13 protein-coding genes and 2 tRNA genes are annotated in these 17498 nt (G+C 49.1%); 7 read left to right on the top strand and 8 right to left on the bottom strand.

All coding sequences use genetic code 11. From position 1 onward, the window contains the following. The first annotated feature begins 18 nt into the window (after positions 1 to 18). Both LG201_RS07970 and LG201_RS07965 read left to right on the top strand, forming a co-directional pair. Complete coding sequence (locus tag LG201_RS07970) at positions 19 to 1881, top strand: diguanylate cyclase (protein ID WP_226771623.1); 1863 nt, start codon at positions 19 to 21, stop codon at positions 1879 to 1881. A gap of 96 nt (positions 1882 to 1977) precedes the next feature. Continuing rightward, positions 1978 to 3234 (top strand): PQQ-dependent sugar dehydrogenase, encoded by a 1257-nt coding sequence (locus LG201_RS07965; protein ID WP_226771622.1) that lies wholly within the window; start codon positions 1978 to 1980, stop codon positions 3232 to 3234. A gap of 56 nt (positions 3235 to 3290) precedes the next feature. On the opposite strand, the gene LG201_RS07960 is transcribed toward LG201_RS07965, so the two are convergent. Next, entirely contained in the window at positions 3291 to 3938 is a 648-nt protein-coding gene (locus LG201_RS07960) for a response regulator (protein ID WP_226771621.1), read from the bottom strand. A 300-nt stretch (positions 3939 to 4238) separates the two neighbouring features. On the opposite strand from LG201_RS07960, the gene LG201_RS07955 reads away from it, so the two are divergent. Together LG201_RS07955 and LG201_RS07950 are read left to right on the top strand one after the other, a co-directional pair. After that, positions 4239 to 5183, top strand: coding sequence for a hypothetical protein (locus tag LG201_RS07955; protein WP_226771620.1), 945 nt, complete (start codon positions 4239 to 4241; stop codon positions 5181 to 5183). A 767-nt stretch (positions 5184 to 5950) separates the two neighbouring features. Beyond that, on the top strand, positions 5951 to 6286 hold the full coding sequence (locus LG201_RS07950) for a hypothetical protein (protein ID WP_226771619.1): 336 nt from the start codon (positions 5951 to 5953) through the stop codon (positions 6284 to 6286). Between the two features lie 62 nt (positions 6287 to 6348). On the opposite strand, the gene LG201_RS07945 is transcribed toward LG201_RS07950, so the two are convergent. Beyond that, positions 6349 to 6774, bottom strand: coding sequence for a hypothetical protein (locus LG201_RS07945; protein WP_226771618.1), 426 nt, complete (start codon positions 6772 to 6774; stop codon positions 6349 to 6351). Between the two features lie 451 nt (positions 6775 to 7225). Between LG201_RS07945 and LG201_RS07940 the strand changes: the two genes are divergently transcribed. Next, complete coding sequence (locus LG201_RS07940) at positions 7226 to 9166, top strand: SMP-30/gluconolactonase/LRE family protein (protein ID WP_226771617.1); 1941 nt, start codon at positions 7226 to 7228, stop codon at positions 9164 to 9166. A gap of 96 nt (positions 9167 to 9262) precedes the next feature. Here LG201_RS07940 and LG201_RS07935 read toward each other — a convergent pair whose 3' ends face one another. Continuing rightward, a complete protein-coding gene (locus tag LG201_RS07935) occupies positions 9263 to 9499 on the bottom strand; it encodes a hypothetical protein (RefSeq protein ID WP_226771616.1) in 237 nt (78 codons plus the stop codon). 336 nt (positions 9500 to 9835) lie between these two features. Between LG201_RS07935 and LG201_RS07930 the strand changes: the two genes are divergently transcribed. Continuing rightward, on the top strand, positions 9836 to 11164 hold the full coding sequence (locus LG201_RS07930) for a putative bifunctional diguanylate cyclase/phosphodiesterase (protein ID WP_226771615.1): 1329 nt from the start codon (positions 9836 to 9838) through the stop codon (positions 11162 to 11164). A 272-nt stretch (positions 11165 to 11436) separates the two neighbouring features. On the opposite strand, the gene LG201_RS07925 is transcribed toward LG201_RS07930, so the two are convergent. Beyond that, a complete protein-coding gene (locus LG201_RS07925) occupies positions 11437 to 11751 on the bottom strand; it encodes an ArsR/SmtB family transcription factor (RefSeq protein WP_226771614.1) in 315 nt (104 codons plus the stop codon). Positions 11752 to 11869: 118 nt separating this feature from the next. Here LG201_RS07925 and LG201_RS07920 point away from each other — a divergent pair, with 118 nt between their 5' ends. Next, positions 11870 to 12970, top strand: a complete 1101-nt coding sequence (locus LG201_RS07920; protein WP_226771613.1) for an NADH:flavin oxidoreductase/NADH oxidase — start codon at positions 11870 to 11872, stop codon at positions 12968 to 12970. A 241-nt stretch (positions 12971 to 13211) separates the two neighbouring features. Here the strand turns inward: LG201_RS07920 and LG201_RS07915 are convergent. The 4 genes from LG201_RS07915 to alaS form a co-directional block, all read right to left on the bottom strand. Next, a tRNA-Arg gene (locus LG201_RS07915) sits at positions 13212 to 13288 on the bottom strand. Positions 13289 to 13363: 75 nt separating this feature from the next. Continuing rightward, positions 13364 to 13457, bottom strand: a tRNA-Ser gene (locus tag LG201_RS07910). Between the two features lie 61 nt (positions 13458 to 13518). Continuing rightward, complete coding sequence (locus LG201_RS07905) at positions 13519 to 14745, bottom strand: aspartate kinase (RefSeq protein WP_226771612.1); 1227 nt, start codon at positions 14743 to 14745, stop codon at positions 13519 to 13521. 73 nt (positions 14746 to 14818) lie between these two features. Further along, on the bottom strand, positions 14819 to 17443 hold the full coding sequence (alaS, locus tag LG201_RS07900; RefSeq protein ID WP_226771611.1) for an alanine--tRNA ligase: 2625 nt from the start codon (positions 17441 to 17443) through the stop codon (positions 14819 to 14821). Positions 17444 to 17498: the final 55 nt, after the last annotated feature.

Raw genomic sequence — 17498 nt, 5'->3', positions numbered from 1 at the left:
ACTAAAGGGATGGGGAGTATGCTCAGGCAACTGATTCTTGTGCTGTTGGTATGCTGCCATGCAAATGCATGGGCACAGCCCGCTGCCTTGCGCCTGGATGTGGCCACTCACTCTGTAAGTGCTGCCCCCTTCCTGCAATATATAGAGGATGCACAGCATCAACTGACTATAGCGACCCTGCCTGCGCTGACCGATCAGAGCAGGCGCTGGCAACCCGCGATGAACGAGAGTAGCAGTGTCAATTTTGGCTATTCGCCATCCACTTACTGGTTTGCACTCACGGTCGATGTCACTCCCGATGCTCCCGCCAAATGGTTGCTGGAGATTGCATTTGCCTCACTGGATCAGGCTCAGGTCTATGTGCCGCAAACGGATGGGCAGTACAGTATGCAATTGGCCGGCGATATCTATCCGTTTGAAGCGCGTCATTATGCGCACAGAAATCTCCTGTTCCCTATGTCCTTATCGCCAGGCCAGCACACGATTTACATCAAGGTGCGCTCGCAAGGCAGTGTGACGGTCCCTGTGAGCTTGTGGCAGGTGGAAGCCAAACACAATGACGACCAATACACCTATTCATTGCTGAGCCTGTATTACGGTGCCTTGCTGGCTTTGTTCTTCTACAATTTCCTGATTTACTTATCGACGCGTGAGTCGGTGTTCCTGTTTTATGTGGCATTTGTGGGTAGCATGATCATTGCCCAGGCCTCACTGAATGGATTTGGCAACCAGTTTCTGTGGCCCAATTGGCCAGCCTGGGGCAACGTGGCCTTGCCTTGCGGAATGGCGGCTACCGGGTTTTTTGGTGCTTTTTTCAGTCGTCACTTTCTTAATACGCGTGCCAAGTTTCCGCGCTTGGATCGCGTTATCCTGGCTTTTGCCGTCTTGTTCTTATTGATTTTTTGTTCGCCGATTCTGTTGCCCTATCATGTGTCCGCGATTTCGGTATCCATTGCCGGCATTTTCTTTTCGCTGTTTATTACCTTGGTCGCGATAGGCTCCTATCTGGATAAAAACCCCGGTGCATTTTACTTTTTGCTGGCTTGGGGGGCCGTGCTGGCTGGGGTAGTCATACTTGGTTTGCGTAATCTTGGCTGGGTGGAAACCAACGCATTCACCATTTACTCGATGCAAATTGGTTCTGCAATAGAGATGCTGATGCTGTCCTTTGCCCTGGCCGATCGCATCAACATTATGCGCAAGGAAAAAGAACAGGCCCAGCGCGATACCCTGAATGCGAAGCAGGATCTGGTGGATACCCTGATCAAGTCAGAGCAGGAGCTGGAAGAGCGCGTGGTGTTGCGTACCAAGGAAATCGAGGCGGTCAATACGCAATTGCGCCACAAAGAGCGAGAATTGCGCTATATGGCGTTGCATGATGCCTTGACCGGGTTGGCAAATCGTACCTTGATGAACGATACACTGAAACGGGCGATTTCTCGCCGGGAGCGCGATAAAAGCAAAGTCAAAGTGGCTGTACTGCTGATTGATCTTGATGGATTCAAAGAGGTAAATGACTCCTACGGTCATGCGGCAGGGGATTTGGTATTACAGGTAGTGGCGGCGCGTTTGCGCAAGATTACCCGCGTCAGTGATGTAACTGCTCGCCTGGGCGGAGATGAGTTTGTGGTGGTGCTGGAGGATATTCATGGCGTGGAGGATGCGATCAGGATATCGGAAAAACTGGTACATGAACTGGCCCGCCCGGTTGAAGGCGGTTTTCATGTTTCCGCGAGTATCGGCATTGCATTGACCGGGTGCGAACCGATCACTGCAGATCAATTAATCAAGATGGCAGACCAAGCCATGTATCAGGCAAAACTGTTGGGGCGTAATCGGTGGGTGATTGCTGGCGATGAGCCATGCGATAGCACTATCTGAACAATACGCAACTTTTTTGTTGGGCATGTGTCTCTTTTCAGGGGATTTTTGCTGCAGAACTTTCCTGACTCCTTCAAATATCAATAAGGCAGCGCCATGAATTTTTTGAAAAAATATAAGAAGTTTTTCCAGTTTCTTTTTTTAATACTGGCTGGCTGTATCGTTTTTCTGGTGGGGGCTAACCAATACCATATGCAATGGTGGCCTTTCGGCTATGGCTATTTCACCCACGTTGATGTGGATGAAATGGTGCCTGAGCCTCAACAGACCAAGATATCCTCGATTTTTGGTTCTCAGGATGTGCAGGTGCGCGACCTGCCCTTCAGTGATCAATATCCTACCGGCCCTTTCGAGGTGTTGGGAGAGAAAAGCTTTTTGTTCATTACCAAGTGTGGCGATGTCTATTTCACCAAGCTCAATCCATCTGGCGATATGGAAATTACAAAACAGGGAGACCAGCTGAGTAAGGGCAATCCTTCGCAGGCAAGTGACAGCAAGGATGAGGATCTGGTCTACTGCAAGGAGCTGGCAGGGGTCAAAGATTCCCTGTTGGTGGACAACGTTCTATATGTGGCTTATACCACCTGGGATAGTGAGGATAATGGCGCCAGACTTGCTGTGTCTGCATTTGAGCTAGATGTGGACAATGCCGAGCTGACCTATCGCCGGGATATCTTCATTAGTCATCCCGCAGTCAAAGAGCCTTTCCTTGGGCACCAGGTTGGGGGGAAACTGGTACTTGGGGCTGATGATAAAACCATGTTCCTTAGCATTGGTGATTTTTCCAAACCGCAAGGCGTACAGGATCCCTCAACTTCACTAGGCAAGATGATCAAGATCAACTTGCGTGATTTCAGCGCTGAAGTGTATGCCTCTGGTTTGCGCTCACCTTCTGGTGGATTGTATTTTGACCGCGAGAGTAATGAGCTGTGGGAAACTGAACATGGCCCCAAAGGCGGGGATGAAATCAACCTGATCAAGGCGGGCAAGAACTATGGCTGGCCACTGGTGAGCTATGGCACGCTGTATGAGCGTGAAGGCATGGGCAATTACTACGGCAACAAATACAACTCCCACGAGAAGTTTGAGAAACCAGCCTTTGTCTTCATTCCATCCGTTGGTGTAGGGGCGATCGCCAAGTATCCCAAGACAGGCAAGAATGAATACTGGGAGAATGGTTTCTTTGTGGCCGGGATGGCGGCAAACTCCCTGCTGTATATGCGTAAGGAAGGCGAGCGTCTAGTCTATGCAGAGCCTGTGCTGAATGACTATCGTATCCGGGCACTGAAAATAGATAAAAACGGACGTTTCTTTATGAAGACTGATAACGACCAGTTTCTCTGGACCGAATAGTCAGCATTTTTTCCTAACTCAGCTTTCGCATTAAGTTCCAGCCTCCGGGATGGGACTTAATGCGGGAGCTGCTCTGGCAGTATCAGCAAATGATGCTGCATGGCATAAAAAATGAAGTCCGCATTGCTCTTGAAGTTCAATTTCTTCAATACCCGGCTTCTAAACACACTGACCGCTCCAGTACTGACGTTCAGCTCTTTTGCCACGGTAGAAATAGGTTTTCTCTGGATGAACTTCAAGAACACCTGAAACTCCCGATTAGACAAACATTCATGGGGCAAGGGAGCAGAATGGGCTTCCAGTGCGTCTCTGAATTTTTCGGATAAGTAATAGCCCCCGGTACTGACCTCCTGAATGGCATCCAGCAAATTTTGCTGACTGGCATGTCTGTCCAGATAACCCTTACATCCGCAACGTATAAAGTTGAGTAAAAACTCGGTTTCTTCATTGTTGCTTAATATCAAGACCGGAATCTTTGGTGCAATTTCCCTGAGATGGGATAGCACTTCCAACCCGTCGGTTTTGGGCATGGAGATATTGATCATGATCAGGTGGATACGTTTGCTCACGATCAAAGGCTTGATTTTGGTGGCATCAATGTGCGAAAACTCGTGACTAATGCTCAAATCCTGTGCCTGCTCTACCAAGAGTCGCAGGGAGTAATTGATGAGATTGTCGTCACTGATTAATACGATCTTTTTCATAATGAACAGACAATAGTTTCTGAACGTTAATCATAATCAGATCAGTAAGATAGTAATGTAGGACTACAAATGACATGTGTGTAGGACATGCTGAGTTACGCCGCTTCAAATATTCATCCAGCGCAATTGACCCTCGGTTTATCCATTTCTCCTCTTACTTTCATCAGCCTTTATGGTCAGTATCATCCTACAAAAAGTCAGGCCAAAGCCCGATGCTGATAGATATGGTCCTCGATTAAGCTGTCGCCAAGCTTGAAACCAAGCTGGTTAATTAAAACAACTTTAATCTAGGAGGCTGTGATGGCTACGTTAAGCAATGAAGTAATCGGCAGAAATGCTGACGGGTTTATTTCGCGGATTTCATGGCGAGCAATATTGGCAGGTTTGGCAGTTGCAGTAGCTGTGCAGTTGATTTTGAGTTTGCTCGGTACCGGTGTTGGTTTCAGCTTTGTGGATCCGGTTGAAGTAGGTGCTACACCTTCGGCAAAAAGTTTTGGCATCGGGGCATCTTTGTGGTGGATCGTGTCATGGATACTTTCTTTGACCGCTGGCACCATTGTTGCCGTCATGTCATCTGATGTTATTACCCGCTGCCGTGGTGCCATTTTAGGCATTGTGATCTGGGCGCTGGCCACGATAGTGGGCGCTTGCGTGTTCAGTAATCTGGTTGGTGGAGCATTCAAGACTGCGGGTAGTGCAGTCGGTATCGCTGGTACCGGTGCGGTTGCTGCCGGCGCGCTGCTGACAACAGAGGGTTCCTCTGGTGCTGGTCTGGGTGTGGAGGACTTGAAGTTTCAGATTCAGGACTTCATACGCAATGCCAAAGGTAGTATAGACCAGCAGATTGCAGAGGGTGCCACTGATGGAGCTGCACCCCCACCCAAGCAGGGTGGTCCTCGCGCAGGACACGGACAGCATGCACTTTATTGGCAGGCGTTGACCAAGTATCTGGCAAACGCTGACGAAACCAGCAAGGCCGTAGATCGTGAGCGCGTGGTAGCAACGCTGGCAGACGCTGCAGGTGTGTCAAAAGAACAGGCCGAAGCAGAACTGCAAAAGCTTGAAGCCGCCTATGATCAGGCCAAGCAAAAAGCTAAAGAGGCTGCAGACAAGGCCGCCAGTGCTGCCGCGCATTTTGCGCTATGGGCAACCCTTGGTTTTATCTTGAGTTTGTTGGCTGCCACCTTCGCTGGTGCGTGCACTGCGCGCAGCCTGACTCAAGCTAACGTTAAGCACACATACTAAAAGGAGTAATTCATATGCCTTATATCATTGCATGGCTACTAGGTGTACCCGTCTTTGTATTGGTGTTGATCTGGTTGTTGTTCTAATCAGACTCAATTCTCAGGTTTAAAAGCGCCCATATTCGTCCCCCCGATATGGGCGTTTTTATTGGCGTGTGAGCGTGTCGGTGCTCTCTGACAAGAAGTCTATCGTCAGTCCTATATTGCATATTTTCAAGAGGGATAAGATAACTGAACCATCACAAACGTGGCTGACAGCAAAGATGCTGGGTTGATTTTGTGGAGGCATATAGATCCAACCATCGTTGTTATAACGGGGATGGTGGCATGCAGCAAACCTGATTGCGTCAGTGGATGATAAGGAGACAAGGATAATGAAGAAATCCTGCAAAGTAATACACCTTCTATGGATAACCGGTGTTTTAACATTGGCTGGCACCGCCAGTGCCGGGGAGATTTGTTATAGCGAATTAAAGCATGCATACCCTGGCAGGGCTGATGCACATTCGATGCTCAGCATCGGAATGCACCAAGCACCAGTGATGAATGGCATGCAACAAAGCGCATCGGCACCATTGAAGCGCTATCAGAAGCCTGTACTGTCGGATAAAGGCACTTGCCTCTATAAGCCTGCAGGATTCAAGAGTGTATCAATCAAGATGTAGCCTGGCGAGGCATGCTGAGCGTGGATGCTCGGAATTATTGCTTCATTGCCTGTGAGTTGAGGCGTAGTTATTGTTCATCAACATTACAAGGGATTCTATGCGTTTGTCAAAATCAAAGTTTTTTGCCGGAATTATTCTGCTCATCCTAGTGTGGGTTGCCTTTACACAAATCCGCATGGTGGATGGAAATGCAATTGATATGGCCAAAGCCGCGGCATTAAAGGAAATTGAGAATTCTGAAACTGCCAAGTTTGATCAGATGGAAAAAGTCGATCATGGAGAAACAACGGTGGTATGTGGTCAGTATTCAGTGAAGGATGAGGCGGGGAATTACACGACACCCAAGAATTTTTCGGTGATTGTACAAACGCCGGAATCCAAATTCAGTGAGAGTGCAGAGGACTTCAACCAGTACTGTGCGTTACCTGGTAAAAAATAGTCCTTCAAGCCAATAAAAAGCCCCAGCGATTTGAGACTGGGGCTTTTCATTATCAAACTGTGTCAGTGACTGACAGGCGCAATCAATGGCCAGCGATCACCTATCCATGCATATTCCTCTGGCGGCTCTGTGGTGACCACATAAATACGGCGTTCATTGTGATGAGTGGCGATCACGCCCTGAATAGCATGACCTTCCGGGATGTCAATCCAGTGCGATATTCTGGATTGGTCTTTGCCCATGAATTCATGGGCCATGATGTTGACCTTTTCAGGTTTAAGCTTGTCCCACTTGCCCTGGTCGAGCGAGGTCTTGCGGGCCCAGCCACCAACAAAGAATCCGCCTTCTTTTTCCTCCAGATTATTACCCCAGCGTAACCATTTGATTTTTCCGTCTTTATATTTGATCGGTAAAGCGGATGTTAAATGGGGAAATAAAATCTTCGTCTCTAGGCCTGACGCATCAGTAAATTTAACGCCTCTACACATGGTACTTCCTTCCGAAATTCGTCACTCAAAATCAGTTTACGCATATCGTATGAAGAATTGATTAAACGTTGAAGTGGCTATAGTCCGAAGCTTGTGTAGGAGTTGGCTGATTGACAGCCAGCGTTGGCATGTTCAACAGTGAAATAACGTATTACTTATTATAAATAAGCAAAGTTATATGACATCCAGAGCATCACAATGGCAAGCAGTGTGACTTCGAAAATGGTCAGTTTGAACATGATGCAGCTCCAGACTTGGAAGGTGTGTATTGATCTTAAGAAAGTAAGTAATGTCTGTGAAGTGAGGGTTTTCTGATTTACTTGTCAGAATTGACTGAGGATAGCGGTATTCCGTTATCTGGAATTGTGTAAGTAATATATTTCTATATATTGAGATAGCGCATTTGGGCATACTGTTATAGAGAATCATTATCTATGGAGCAAAATAAACAATGAAAAAATGCATAAACCTGATACGTATTATGGTCGCGCTGTCATTGGGTGCGGGCGCCAGCTTGGCATACGCTGATGCCAAGGATGTAGAGGCCAATCTCAGCCGCTTGAAAGTACCTGCAGGATTCAAGGTTGAGGTCTATGCTGAAGTGCCTGGCGCACGCCAGATGGCATTAGGCACGGCTGGCACGGTATATGTGGGCACGCGCGGCAACAAAGTCTACGCCGTGGTTGATAAGAACAAGGATCATAAGGCTGATCAGGTAGTGACCTTGATGGATGATCTTTCCGTGGGGAATGGGGTTGCCATGCACAATGGCAATTTGTATGTCGCAGAACAAAACCGTATTGCGCGATATGCAGCTCCCGATTTTGACCTCAACTTACCTTTTAAGCAGATGCGGGAGGTGATTTATGACAAGCTGCCCAACAAGGCTCACCATGGCTGGCGCTATATCAGTTTTGGGCCAGATAACAAGCTCTATGTCACAGTAGGAGCACCCTGCAATATTTGTGATCCTCAAGGGGTTGAGGCCAGTATTCTGCGCATGGATCCTGATGGCGGTCATGTGGAGACCTTTGCCAAGGGGGTAAGAAATTCTGTGGGTATGGATTTCCAGCCAGGCACTGGGGTTTTGCATTTCACCGATAACGGCATGGATATGATGGGGGATGATATTCCCCACGATGAATTGAATGCGGCTCCCAAAGCAGGACTACATTTTGGCTTCCCTTACTTCGGTGGGCGTGATGCACGCCCCAAAGAATGGCAGAACAAGAAGCCGCCCCAGGACGTAACTCCACCAGTGGTTGAGTTCCAGGCGCATAGTGCCAACCTGGGTTTTAAGTTTTATACGGGTAAACAGTTCCCCGCAGAGTATCAGGGCAATGCCATTGTCGCCCAGCATGGATCATGGAATCGTAGCCAGCCGGTTGGCTATCAACTCATGCGCGTGGTGTTTGACGAGCATCATCAGCCAAAAAGCACAGAGGTGTTTATTGATGGCTGGCTGAATGATGGAGAGGCATGGGGCCGTCCGACGGATGTGTTGCAGTTGAATGATGGGTCTTTGCTGGTATCGGATGATTATAGTGGTGTGATTTACCGGATCAGCTACGGCGAGAAAAATGCCCCGGTTTCCTCTGCTGGCAAGAAAATCACAGGCCTGAAAATGCCTGAGTCTGCAATCGCGCACTCAGATGGCCGCATTTTTGTGACTGAAATTGGCGAGTTTGGTAAAAATGGGGACGGCAAGATCACCGTGATTAACCAGGATGGTAGTACCAAGACTCTCGCCGATGGCTTGAATGATCCTAAAGGGATAGATCTGTTCAATGACCAGTTGTACATTGCGGATGTTGATCACGTGGTGCGCGTGGGGCTGGATGGTAGCAAAACGATTATTGCTAAACCGGCTGATTTCCAGCAAAAACCCATCTTCCTCAATGATATTGAGATTGATGGCTTAGGCAATGTTTATGTGTCTGACAGTGGCGACGATAATGGCAAGCATGCTGCTATTTACAAGATCGCGCCAAACGGCAAGGTGACGCAAATCATCAATGATCAATCAGGGATTAAGCGCCCCAATGGCTTATTGATGGATGGTCCAAACAAACTGCTGGTGGCTGACTTTGGCAATGGGAAGTTGTTCCAGGTGGTTTTCAATGAACCGTCAGCCAAGGCAAAAGCCACCGTGACCTTGCTTAACAGTGGTTTTGGTGGGGCGGATGGCTTGGTGCGGGATACCGATGGGTTGCTTTACGTTAGCGATTGGGCAGGCGGTAATGTCTGGCAACTGAGCGAGCCTAAAGCGACGCCCCAATTGATTTCGAAAGGACATCAGTCTGCTGCGGATATTACGCTATCAAGCGATGGTAAAACGCTGCTGATCCCAGACATGAAGGGCGGGGAACTGGTGTATTTACCGATTAAGTAAGCGGTGAAATAGGCTTACATCTCAATAGAAAAGCTGGCATTGCCAGCTTTTCTATTTGGTGCTGCGTCAGATCCAGGCTGACAGATCCATCTGTCTTCAAGTGTTAATCAAGGCGGCTTTGGTGGTATGGGGCAGGTAAGAGTCCAGCTTGAATGCCAGTTTGCTCGATTTGTACTGGCGCTCAGCATCCTGAATCCGTTGATCAATCAAATCCAGTACATCTTCCACGGTTAATATGTTTGCATAAGGCGCAATATCATTCTTTAATGTCTTCAGAGTCTTTACATAATGAAGACTGTCATAAATGGATTGTTCAATATCTTTAGAAAACATCTCAATAGCCTCAATTAAAGTGAGCCCTGAATGGGCAGCGCGAGTAAGTGAGGTGATTGTAGAAAGTTCATGATGACTGGCGAAGCAGAAAAAAGCTGATGTTCTTGTAGGACAATAATGACAAGGGCATCCTGTTGGCAATGGCTTCCTTGTTAGGTTTGGGGCCATCACTGTATTTCAAACTAGGATATGCAATTGTAAGCTTGTAGTATTTATCAGGTCGGTCTAATGACTGACGGTTTTTTTCTTTTTAATGCAGGTATGTGTCAAAAAGTCTCTACTATGAACGTGAAATAAAGCAATTGAATTTCCGACCACTTTGTGGAGGCTTGAGCTATGGCTATAAATACAATAACAAATACCAAGCAGTCTTTGCGCATGCGTCGAGCTTTGCTATTGAGCTGTCTGGTTCTTGGCGCTGTTTCCCTGTATTGGGGGATCTACTTTGTGGCGCGTCAGAACTGGCTTATTAGCAGTATCAATCTAGTGTCGGCTTTAGTCGCCACTGGCACCGCTTTACTCACATGGCGCGGGCACAATCGAGCAGCCTCCATTATTCTTTTCTGTGCTGTATACCTGATTCTTGGCGTATTTTGCATCCTTCTTGATGTGCCAACGGCTGAAGCGCCGCGATCAAACCATAACTATTTTTTGGTCATCGCGCTCTTTGCCTCTTTGGTATTTAAAGGCGACAAACTGTGGATTCGTCATGGCATGATCGTTGCAGCGTTGTGTGCCTTTATTTTCTTTGCGAGTAATCCGTGGGGCTTGGTTTCTTCCTATCAACTAGGCAATGAAGTGCGTATACCCGGCACTTGGGTCCACAACACTATTGTGGCGGGATTGCTCTATGCCCTGGTGTGGGTGATGCAATCAGATCTTTCCCAGCGTAGCGCGATGGAGTCTGATTTGCGTAAAGCTATTCTGGGTAACCAATTGGAGCTGTATTACCAACCTCAAATTGGCGATGAGGGGCGGATTGTGGGGGCAGAAGCGCTATTGCGCTGGAAGCATCCGACACAAGGCATGGTGTCGCCCGCTGATTTTATCCCACTGGCGGAGCAAACCGGACTCATTCTGCCGATTGGGCATTGGGTATTAGGCACGGCCTGTGCGCAATTAATGGCCTGGGCCAGTAACCCGGTTACCGCGCATTTATGTATGGCGGTGAATGTCAGCGCGCTGCAATTCAAACAAGCAGATTACGTTAGTCAGGTGATTTCCGTGATAGATCGCTCCGGCATTGATCCTACCTTGCTTAAGCTTGAGTTGACCGAGAGCATGTTAGTCAATGATGTCGACGATATCATCTCCAAAATGAATTTGCTCAAGGCCAAAGGCGTGCGCTTGTCTCTGGATGACTTTGGTACCGGGTACTCCTCTTTAAGTTATCTGAAGAATTTGCCACTTGACCAACTCAAAATTGATCAATCTTTTGTCCGCGATATGCTGAGTGACGCTAGCGATATGGCAATTGTCCGTACACTTGTAGAGCTGGGGCGGGCCATGAATTTACATGTGATTGCCGAGGGCGTAGAAACCGAAGAGCACCGTACTCATTTGGCCGAGATTGGCTGTCATTCGTTTCAGGGGTATTTGTTCAGCCGTCCCGTGCCCATTGCAGATTTTGAAGGCGTATTGCAGGTGCACAATACAAATGCGTAGTTTTTGGGAAGGGAATGTTTTATATGGAGGTGCATGACTGACAAACTATGAGAATGATCACTGATTCACCGCAGATGTATTCTGTGGGTGCAGAGTGTCGGTACACTCAAGATTAAAAAGAATGCAGCTACTACCCTGATCTATTTGGCGCGTGCCCGACAAATAGATTGCAACAATCTGAAACAGGGCGAAAATAAAAAAGAATTGGTCCTGCTTTCGTAAACAACGCCATGGTGTTTTGCAGCCAGGGTGATCCCCTTAATCCCGTACACCTAAATGATGGCCTTGGATGCCTTCAGTATAGATTGCAGAACCCCTGGATATTTCTTCTCGATTTCCTCGAACCTCAATGAGTTCATGTGCTCGGTACCATCAATCAAGGTCTCAACCAGCCCGGCACTTCGTAATAGCTTGAAGTGATGTGACATGCTGGATTTGGGGCGATTCAGATCCAATTCGCCACAAGTCATCTTCCTGCCTGCTTGTGCCAGGCGCACAACAATCTCCAGACGAGTAGGGTCTGCGAGGGCATACATGATGTCCGTTAGTTCAACCTGATCAATGTTGGGGTGTTTGATTTGTCGCATTGACAAAATCTATCACATCTCTTGATATTATTCCATAGTTCCATTATATTCGAACAATGGAATAATGAAGCCGGCTATTCCAAGGTACTATTCCCTGAATATCTATTAAGAGGATCATATGACAGATCTATTTTCTTCATATCAATTGAAGGACGTTACATTAAGAAATCGAATCGCCATCCCCCCAATGTGCCAATACATGGCGCAAGATGGTTTTGTGAATGATTGGCATAAAGCACATTATGCGAGCCTGGCACGAGGTGGAAGTGGGCTGGTTATCGTGGAGGCCACTGGTGTGGCCCCAGAAGGGCGTATCACGCCAAACTGTCTGGGAATATGGAATGATGCTCAAGCTGAAAAATTACGCGAAATAGCCGCAGAAATTAAAGCCGCGGGCGCGGTTCCTGGCATCCAGATTGCACATGCGGGCCGTAAGGCAAGTGCCAATATCCCATGGGAAGGGGACGACCATATATCGATTGATGACCCACGTGCATGGCAGTCGATTGGACCATCTGCTATTGCATTTGGCGGTGACCTTCCCCGAGTGCCGATTGAAATGACGATTGATGATATCAAACGAGTACAACAAGATTTTGTAGCAGCTGCTCGTCGTGCCCTGGATGCCGGGTTTGAGTGGCTGGAGCTCCACTTTGCGCATGGATATCTGGCTCAGAGTTTTACTTCATCTCATTCCAATCATCGCACTGATGAATATGGTGGTAGCTTTGAGAACAGATCCAGATTCACCCGCGAGACGCTTGCCGCAGTGAGAGAAGTTTGGCCTGAGAATCTGCCGCTCACCGCCAGGTTTGGTGTCATTGAATATGATGGCAAAGATGAGGAAACGCTGAGCGAGTCTATTCAGCTAGTCAAAGCATGGCGTGAAATTGGTCTGGATATGTTGAGTGTGAGTGTTGGATTCACCATCCCTGAGACTCATATTCCATGGGGCCCCGCTTTTCTTGGGCCTATCGCTGAACGCGTCCGGAATGAAGCGAAAATACCCGTGTCATCAGCCTGGGGCTTTGGTGCCCCCACACTTGCTGACCAGGCCATCCGCAGTGAACAGCTTGATCTGGCCATGATAGGACGGGCACATCTAGAGAACCCAAATTGGCCGTACCATGCGGCGAAGGAACTGGCAAAGAGTGATCCGGCATGGGTGCTACCGCCACCCTATGCACATTGGTTATCTCGATATAAAAGTCTATCGTAAAAGGAGAATAGCGCTGACAGTTTCGGCGCTATTTTTTTGTATATAAATTCAGGTTAGGAATATGCGGTAATGGCTGTAGAGGTTTGATAGCAGCAGATGAAAGGTGTATATGTGGAATTCACGCTCTGCTTTTGATGCTCAATTAGAGCCGCTGACAAAGTGATCCATGACAGAAGTCACCGCAGCAAAGAAAACGGGGTAAGTGATATTCACTTACCCCGTTGATTTACTACTTATAATTTGGTGCGCCCGAAGAGATTCGAACTCCTGACCCCTTGGTTCGTAGCCAAGTACTCTATCCAGCTGAGCTACGGGCGCGTGAGGCGTGCATTATACGTGAAGATAAATTTAATGCTAGCAAAAAATTTATCTCGTTTTGCACACCATTTAAGGTGGCGGAGAGCGAGGGATTCGAACCCTCGATACAGGTTTAAGCCCGTATGCTTCCTTAGCAGGGAAGTGCCTTCGACCACTCGGCCAGCTCTCCGCACGAGGGCGTAACAATACTTGAATACGCCGCAAAAATCAACGCTAAAACGGCCTATTCTTTAAACTTCCTCTAGTCCGAAAGCCTTATGCAATACGCGGACTGCCAACTCCATGTATTTCTCGTCGATGACGACCGAGATTTTGATCTCGGAGGTGGAAATCATCTGGATATTGATGCCTTCTTCAGCCAGTGTGCGGAACATCTGGCTGGCGATGCCGACGTGCGAGCGCATACCAACGCCAACGACTGATACCTTGGCGGTTTTGTCGTCACCAATGATCTCGCGTGCGCCGATGTGGCCTTGTACTTTGTCACGCAGGATTTCCAGTGCTTTCTGCAGGTCATTTTTATGTACGGTGAAGGTGAAGTCGGTGGTGCCGTCTGCGCCTACGTTCTGGGTGATGATATCTACGTCGATATTGGCATCAGCCACTGGTCCCAGGATTTGATAGGCGATGCCTGGACGGTCTGGCACGCCCAGTACGGTAATTTTGGCTTCGTCGCGGTTAAAGGCGATGCCGGAGATGATGGGTTGTTCCATGTTGTTGTCGTCCTCAAAAGTAATCAACGTGCCTTCGCCTTCTTCTTCAAAGCTGGAAAGCACGCGTAGTTTGACTTTGTATTTACCGGCAAACTCGACGGAGCGAATTTGCAGTACCTTGGAGCCCAGGCTGGCCATTTCCAGCATTTCCTCGAAGGTCACGGATTTCAGGCGGCGTGCTTCTGGCACGACGCGTGGATCGGTGGTGTATACGCCATCTACATCGGTGTAAATCTGGCATTCGTCGGCTTTTAATGCTGCGGCCAGTGCAACCCCCGTTGTGTCTGAGCCTCCACGACCCAGGGTAGTGATATTGCCTGCTTCGTCCACGCCCTGGAAACCGGCGACGACGACGACGTAGCCATTGTTCAGGTCTTCCCGCATGCGCTCTTCATCGATCTTGAGGATGCGAGCCTTGGTGTGAGCGTTGTCTGTCAGGATGCGCACCTGGCTACCAGTGTAGCTTTTTGCCTTTACGCCTAACTCCTGGAGTGCCATCGCGAGCAAGGCAATGGTGACTTGCTCGCCTGTGGAAACCAGTACGTCCAGTTCGCGTGGACTTGGGTTGGGCATGACTTCCTTGGCCAGTCCAATCAGGCGGTTGGTTTCGCCCGACATCGCGGATACCACCACCACGACTTGTTGGCCCAGCGCTTTATGCCTGGCGACGCGGCGTGCCACGTTGCCGATGCGTTCCGGATTGGCGACTGAGGTGCCGCCATATTTTTGTACGATGAGTGCCATATTTATATCTGTATCAAGAGTGAAGCATCAATGAACACGAATAGAGGTTGGGAAATACGCCTCTATTGGCGGCTTAATTCAATTTTTCCTTAACCCAGCTGGCGACACTGGCGAGGGCTGCAGGGAGCTGGCTGGCATCTGTACCGCCTGCCATGGCCATATCCGGTTTGCCACCACCCTTGCCGCCTACTTGGCTTGCGACAAAGTTGACCAGATCCCCTGCCTTTATCCTGGCGATGGTGTCTGCGGTCACTCCTGCTGCAACGCTGACCTTGCCTGCATTGACGCTGGCAAGCACAATCGTCGCGGTTTTGAGTTTGTCCTTCAATTTATCCATGGTTTCACGCAGTGTATTGGCATCGGCACCTTCTAGTGTGGCAGCCAATACCTTGACGCCATTGATGTCCACAGCCTGTTCCGCCAGTTCATCGCCTTGTGAGGAGGCGAGCTTGGACTTGAGTCTGGCCAATTCCTTTTCAAGCGACTTGACCTGCTCCAGGGTCTGGCTGATTTTGCCAGCCAGCTCAGTCGCAGGTGCCTTGAAGGCAGAAGCTGCATCAGCCAATAAATTCTGCTGTTGCTGGATGTGTTGTAGCGCTACGTCGCCAGTGGCAGCTTCAATACGACGCACACCCGCCGCTACGCCTGACTCTGCAGTGATTTTGAACAGTCCAATATCCCCAGTGCGGCTAACGTGCGTGCCGCCACAAAGTTCACGGCTGCTGCCAATATCAATGACGCGAACTTCATCGCCATATTTCTCACCGAACAACATCATGGCACCGGTTTTCTGTGCAGATTCAATATCCATCACCCGGGCTTGCGTAGGAGCGTTAGCCAGGATCTCGGTATTGACGATGGTTTCTATGCGGCGAATTTCTTCAGCACCGACGGGGGCATTATGCGAGAAATCAAAACGCGTTTTGTCCGGGTCAACCAAGGAACCTTTCTGCTGCACATGTGTGCCCAAGACCTCGCGCAATGCCTTGTGCATCAAGTGGGTGGCGGAGTGGTGGCGCATGGTTCTATGGCGAGCCACCAAGTCCACGCGAGCACTGATTTCAGTGCCTACACTCAGCTTGCCGGTGCTGAGTACACCATGATGCCCAAATACATTGGCCTGGATTTTCTGCGTATCTTCCACCTGGAAGATGCCGTCCGAACCCTTGAGCAGGCCCTGGTCACCGACCTGGCCACCGGATTCAGCGTAGAAAGGCGTGTTGTTGAGGACCACGATACCAAGCTCGCCTTCATTGAGTGTGTCGACTGCGGCACCATCTTTGTATAAAGCCAATACTGTGGCCTGAGCTTCAAGGGTATCGTAGCCCTGGAATGTCGTGGCAGCACCATCATATTCAAGATTGGTAGCCATCTTGAACTTGCCAGCTGCGCGCGCCTGTTCCTTCTGGCGTGCCATGGCAGCATCAAAGGCAGCAGAGTCTACGCTGACTTCACGCTCGCGGCAGACGTCCGCGGTCAAATCCAGAGGGAAGCCGAAGGTGTCATGAAGTTTGAAAGCGGTTTCGCCATTGAACACCTGATGGCCATGCTTGGCCATCTCAGCCAGTTCAGTTTCCAGGATGGCCATGCCATGTTCAATGGTTTCAAAGAAGCGTTCTTCTTCCTGGCGCAGGATGTCAGTGATACGTTGCTCACCGCTCTTCAGTTCAGGATAGGCATCGCCCATTTCCGTGACCAGGTCAATGACCATCTTATGGAAGAATGCGGCGCGGGCACCTAGTTTGTAACCATGACGGATGGCACGGCGAATAATGCGGCGTAATACATAGCCGCGACCTTCATTGCCGGGAATTACGCCATCAGCAATCAGGAATGAACAGGCGCGAATATGATCAGCCAGTACCTTGAGTGACGGGCTGTCGAGGTCTTGTGTATTGGTGACCCGAGCCGCAGCCTTGATCAGGCTTTGGAACAGATCAATCTCGTAGTTGCTGTGTACGCCTTGCAATACTGCCGCAATACGTTCTAGCCCCATGCCAGTATCCACGCTGGGCTTTGGCAGGGGATGCATCACGCCTGCCTCATCGCGGTTAAACTGCATGAACACGTTATTCCAGATTTCGATGAAGCGATCGCCATCTTCTTCAGGGCTGCCTGGAGGGCCGCCCCAGATATGGTCGCCATGGTCATAGAAGATCTCACTGCAAGGACCACAGGGGCCAGTGTCGCCCATCATCCAGAAGTTGTCTGAGGCATAACGTGCGCCCTTGTTGTCACCGATGCGGATAATACGTTCCGCTGGTACGCCGATTTCCTTGGCCCAGATGTCGTAGGCCTCATCATCTTCTGCGTATACGGTGACAGTAAGCTTGTCCTTGGGTAGTTTGAATACTTCGGTCAATAACTCCCAGGCAAAATTGATGGCATCACGCTTGAAATAATCACCAAAGCTGAAGTTACCCAGCATTTCAAAGAAGGTGTGATGGCGTGCGGTGTAGCCAACATTTTCCAGGTCGTTGTGCTTGCCACCTGCGCGTACACACTTTTGGGAGGATGTCGCACGATTGTAGGGGCGTTTGTCAAAACCGAGGAACACGTCCTTGAACTGGTTCATCCCGGCATTGGTGAAGAGCAGGGTAGGGTCGCCAGCGGGAACCAGTGAACTGGAACTGACAATCTGGTGCCCTTTGGAGGCGAAGTAATCCAGGAAAGCCTGGCGAATCTGATTGCTCTTCATGTACCTGTTTTCTTGCTAGAAGTTATGTTCAAAAATCTTTGTAGAGGCCACCCTA

The sequence above is a fragment of the Methylobacillus gramineus genome, assembly GCF_020532675.1.
Classification (GTDB): Bacteria; Pseudomonadota; Gammaproteobacteria; order Burkholderiales; family Methylophilaceae; genus Methylobacillus; species Methylobacillus gramineus.
Note: the sequence above shows the minus strand (reverse complement) of the source record. Positions and strands in the feature narration are given on the sequence as shown.

Coding starts and splice junctions, on each gene's coding strand:
- LG201_RS07905 (WP_226771612.1), bottom strand. CDS start 14,745: ATGGCACTCATCGTACAAAAATATGGCGGCACCTCAGTCGCCAATCCG.
- alaS (WP_226771611.1), bottom strand. CDS start 17,443: ATGAAGAGCAATCAGATTCGCCAGGCTTTCCTGGATTACTTCGCCTCC.
- LG201_RS07930 (WP_226771615.1), top strand. CDS start 9,836: ATGGCTATAAATACAATAACAAATACCAAGCAGTCTTTGCGCATGCGT.
- LG201_RS07955 (WP_226771620.1), top strand. CDS start 4,239: ATGGCTACGTTAAGCAATGAAGTAATCGGCAGAAATGCTGACGGGTTT.
- LG201_RS07935 (WP_226771616.1), bottom strand. CDS start 9,499: ATGTTTTCTAAAGATATTGAACAATCCATTTATGACAGTCTTCATTAT.
- LG201_RS07920 (WP_226771613.1), top strand. CDS start 11,870: ATGACAGATCTATTTTCTTCATATCAATTGAAGGACGTTACATTAAGA.
- LG201_RS07970 (WP_226771623.1), top strand. CDS start 19: ATGCTCAGGCAACTGATTCTTGTGCTGTTGGTATGCTGCCATGCAAAT.
- LG201_RS07940 (WP_226771617.1), top strand. CDS start 7,226: ATGAAAAAATGCATAAACCTGATACGTATTATGGTCGCGCTGTCATTG.
- LG201_RS07960 (WP_226771621.1), bottom strand. CDS start 3,938: ATGAAAAAGATCGTATTAATCAGTGACGACAATCTCATCAATTACTCC.
- LG201_RS07965 (WP_226771622.1), top strand. CDS start 1,978: ATGAATTTTTTGAAAAAATATAAGAAGTTTTTCCAGTTTCTTTTTTTA.
- LG201_RS07945 (WP_226771618.1), bottom strand. CDS start 6,774: ATGTGTAGAGGCGTTAAATTTACTGATGCGTCAGGCCTAGAGACGAAG.
- LG201_RS07925 (WP_226771614.1), bottom strand. CDS start 11,751: ATGCGACAAATCAAACACCCCAACATTGATCAGGTTGAACTAACGGAC.